The 4,120-nt window shown below is 64.9% G+C and carries 5 protein-coding genes; all 5 read right to left on the bottom strand.

Translation table 11 applies throughout. The features are described from left to right. Nucleotides 1-979: lytic transglycosylase domain-containing protein (locus ACE3S9_RS15930; RefSeq protein ID WP_374547459.1), on the bottom strand; the 979-nt coding region annotated here is incomplete at its 3' end. Nucleotides 980-1,042: 63 nt separating this feature from the next. Continuing rightward, a complete protein-coding gene (leuD, locus tag ACE3S9_RS15935) occupies nt 1,043-1,648 on the bottom strand; it encodes a 3-isopropylmalate dehydratase small subunit (protein WP_374547460.1) in 606 nt (201 codons plus the stop codon). A 67-nt stretch (nt 1,649-1,715) separates the two neighbouring features. Next, on the bottom strand, nt 1,716-2,141 hold the full coding sequence (locus ACE3S9_RS15940; RefSeq protein ID WP_374547461.1) for a metallopeptidase family protein: 426 nt from the start codon (nt 2,139-2,141) through the stop codon (nt 1,716-1,718). Then, nucleotides 2,141-2,659, bottom strand: a complete 519-nt coding sequence (locus ACE3S9_RS15945; protein WP_374547462.1) for an OsmC family protein — start codon at nt 2,657-2,659, stop codon at nt 2,141-2,143. Before ACE3S9_RS15945 ends, ACE3S9_RS15940 begins: the two co-directional genes overlap by 1 nt. A 13-nt stretch (nt 2,660-2,672) precedes the next feature. Further along, a complete protein-coding gene (gene leuC / locus ACE3S9_RS15950; protein ID WP_374547463.1) occupies nt 2,673-4,091 on the bottom strand; it encodes a 3-isopropylmalate dehydratase large subunit in 1,419 nt (472 codons plus the stop codon). Nucleotides 4,092-4,120: the final 29 nt, after the last annotated feature.

Genomic DNA, 4,120 nt, shown 5'->3' on the forward strand with positions numbered 1-4,120 from the left:
GAATGCCCGGATCGTCGGTCGGCCAGGGCGTGACGATCCCCGGCTTGCCCTTGAGCCGGTCGGATAGCAGGCCGATCGCCAGAGCATAGGATTCGGCGGCGTTATAGGAATAGAAGGCGTCGAAATTGCGCGAGACGAGGAAAGCGGGGCCATTCGGCCCGGCCGGCAGCAGCAGGCCGTAATTGCCGCCGCCGGACAGCGGCGAACCGTCGATATGGGTCAGGCCGTGGCCCGCCCAGAAGGCGACCGGCTTCTTGCCGCCGCGTCCCGATGGGCCGGAATAATGCGCCGGTAGCCGGACCTCGAAACCCCACGGCAGGCCCGTCACCCATCCGGCGCTGTGCAGGAAATTGGCGGTCGAGCCCAGCGCGTCCGGCACGGAATTGATGACGTCGCGCTTGCCGTCGCCGTCGAGATCAACCGCGAGCCGCAGGAAGGTCGAGGGCATGAACTGGGTATTGCCGAAGGCGCCCGCCCAGGAGCCGTTGAATTCCTCCAGCCTGACGTCGCTATGATCGAGGATCTTCAGCGCCGCGATCAGCTCGCCACGAAAGTAATCCGAACGGCGATTCGGCGTGCAGGCCAAAGTGGTGAGCGACTGGATGATCGGCCGTCCGCCAAAACTCTTGCCGAAATCCGATTCGACGCCCCAGACCGCGACAATCGCCGTGGCGTCGACGCCGTAGCGCTGCTGGGCGGCGAGGGCCGCGCTTCTATATTGCGCGAAACGCGCCTGGCCGTCGCGCACGCGCTCGTCATCGACCAGTCCGGCGATATAATCCCAGATCGGGGTGGTGAATTCGGGCTGCTGGCCGAGAAAGCTCACGGCGTCGTTGGGCTCAAGCCCGTCGAGCGCGCGGCCAAGCGTGGCCTGCGACACACCCGCTGCGGCGGCCTGCGCCTTGACCCCCTGTTTGCACGAGCCGAAATCGGCGCGGGCGGTCTGCGCGAGCGCGAGAACAATGGAAAAGGCTAGCATCCCGGTCTTCATGCGCGGGATGCTAGCCTGATTCTGGGGCGTGAAGAACCGAAAAAGCGCGGATCAAATCCAGGGACGTTCGGCCGCCACCTTCGATTCGAAATCCGCGATCTTCGGCGCCTTGACAAGCGTCTGACCGATGTCGTCGAGCCCTTCGAGCAGGCAATGTTTGCGATGCGGATCGATGTCGAATTTCACCACGCCGCCATCGGGGCCGCGAATCTCCTGCGCTTCGAGATCGACCGTCAGGGTGGCGTTGGCGCCGCGTTCGGCGTCGTCCATCAGCTTGGCGAGGTTCTCTTTCGAGACCTTGATCGGCAAAATGCCGTTCTTGAAGCAATTATTGTAGAAAATATCGGCGAAGCTGGTCGAGATGACCGCGCGGACGCCGAAATCGAGCAGCGCCCAGGGCGCATGTTCGCGCGAGGAGCCGCAGCCGAAATTATCCTCGGCGACCAGGATCTGCGCCTGGCGATAGGCCGGCTTGTTCAGCACGAAATCCGGGTTTTCGGAGCCGTCCTCGCGATAGCGCATTTCCGAGAACAGGCCTTTGCCGAGACCGGTGCGGGCGATGGTCTTCAGATATTGCTTCGGAATGATCATGTCCGTGTCGATATTGGTGATCGGCAGGGGCGCGGCGACGCCGGTCAATTTCGTGAACTTTTCCATCTTTCGAACCTGGACTTTCTCGCCCCGAATGGGGCCGGGTTTATTCAACGGATTTCAAACATGCGGTTCATTCGGCTTCGCGTTCGATCCGCTCCATATCGGCGTCGGACAGGCCGAAATGATGGCCGATCTCATGAATCAGGACATTGCGGATCAGGTCGCCGAGGGTTTCCTCGCCCTCCGCCCAGACGTCGAGGATGGGGCGGCGGTAGAGATAAACCATGTTCGGGAACTGGCCGCTGTGGACGCCTTCCGACTGGGCGAGGCCCTGGCCGCGAAACAGGCCGAGCAGCTCGAATTCCGACGAAGCCTGCATTTCCTCGACGACGTCCTCGTCGGGAAAATCCTCGATCCGGATGACGAGCCCGTCGCAGGCGCGCCGGAATCGCTGCGGCAGGCGGCGGAAGGCCACATCGGCCATCGTCTCGAAATCCTCCAGCGAGGGCGCGGCGCGCGCGGCCCAATCCTGCGCGGGCGGTCGGACGCTTCCCATCAGGCGGCGGCTCCCTTGTTCACCGCGAGCTTGATTTCGGGCGGATGGGCCAGCGTCTGGAACACCACGCAATAGCGCTCGGTCAGTTTGGTCAAGGCGTCGATCCGCTCCTGCGGCTCGTCGGTGTCGAGATCGAAGAACAGCCGGATGCCGGCGAAGCCGACCGGGGCGTCCTTCGCCACACCCAAAGTGCCGCGAAAATCGAGATCGCCTTCCGCGCGCACGGCGCCGCCCTGGAGCCGGAAATCCAGCGCCGTCGCCACCGCCTTGAGGGTGACGCCGGCGCAGGCGACCAGAGCCTCCAGCAGCATGTCGCCGGAACAGGCCTGCATGCCGGTTCCGCCGGTCGCCGGATGCAGCCCGGCCTCGATCAGGGCGCGCGAGGTCGACACCTTGCAGGCGAGGCCCTCGCCGGACAGGTCGCCGCGCGCTTTCAGGGTCACGAAGGCCGCGTTCGCGTCGGCCTTGTACTGCTCCTTCAGCGGCGCCTGAAGGGCGCGAAGGTCACTGGCGTCCATCAGGCGTCCTCGCTCACTGCAGCGTGCGCACGTCGACGAAATGGCCGGTCACCGCCGCCGCCGCCGCCATGGCCGGCGAGACGAGATGGGTGCGGCCCTTGAAGCCCTGGCGGCCCTCGAAATTGCGGTTCGAGGTCGAGGCGCAGCGCTCGCCCGGCGCCAGACGGTCCGGGTTCATCGCCAGGCACATCGAGCAGCCCGGCTCGCGCCATTCGAAGCCGGCGGCGAGGAAAATCTTGTCGAGGCCCTCGGCTTCCGCCTGTTCCTTGACCAGACCCGAGCCCGGCACGACCATGGCGTTGACGCCCGCCGCGACCTTGCGGCCTTCGGCGATTTTCGCCGCCGCGCGCAGATCCTCGATGCGGCCGTTGGTGCAGGAGCCGATGAAGACGCGGTCGATCTTGAGATCGGTCGCCTTCTCGCCGCCCTTGAGGCCCATATAATCCAGCGCGCGGGTGATCTTGGCGCGCTGGGCGTCGTTCTTGGCGGAATCGACGGTCGGCACGGTTCCGTCAATGGCGATGACGTCCTCGGGGCTGGTGCCCCAGGTCATCACCGGCGGCAGATCGCCAGCTTCGAGTTCGACCACGACGTCATAATGCGCGCCCGGATCGCTGCGGAGCTGCGTCCAATAATGCACCGCGCGCTCGAAATCCGCGCCTTTCGGGGCCTTGGGGCGGTCCTTGATATAAGCGAAGGTCTTGTCGTCCGGCGCGATCAGGCCGGCGCGGGCGCCCGCCTCGATCGACATGTTGCAGACCGTCATGCGGCCTTCCATCGACAGGCCCTCGATGGCCTCGCCGGCATATTCGATGACATAGCCGGTGCCGCCGGCGGTGCCGATCTTGCCGATGATCGCCAGCACGATGTCCTTGGCGGTGACGCCGTCATGCGGCTTGCCGTTGACCTTGACCAGCATGTTCTTGGCCTTGGTCTGGATCAGGGTCTGGGTCGCCAGCACATGCTCGACTTCCGACGTGCCGATGCCATGCGCCAGCGCGCCGAAGGCGCCGTGGGTGGAGGTATGGCTGTCGCCGCAGACGATGGTCGCGCCGGGCAAAGTGAAGCCCTGTTCGGGGCCGACGATATGGACGACGCCCTGGCGGCGGTCGTGCTCGTCGTAATATTCGACGCCGAAATCATGGGCGTTGATCGCCAGTTGCTCGACCTGGGCCTTGCTCTCGGGGTCCTCGATCGGCTTGGAGCGATCGGTGGTCGGCACATTGTGGTCGACCACGGCGAGGGTTTTTTCCGGCGCGTGAACCGCGCGCTTCGCCATACGCAAGCCTTCGAAAGCCTGCGGGCTGGTGACTTCGTGGACGAGATGGCGGTCAATATAGATGAGCGCGGTGCCGTCGGGCTGGATGTCGACGACATGGTCGTCCCAGATCTTGTCGTAAAGGGTGCGCGGCTTGCCCGTGGTCTCAACCATGTTTTTCATCCCTGTCGCGGCGCGAAGGC

Origin of the sequence: Rhodoblastus sp., from assembly GCF_041915505.1 — a bacterium.
Classification (GTDB): Bacteria; Pseudomonadota; Alphaproteobacteria; order Rhizobiales; family Beijerinckiaceae; genus Rhodoblastus.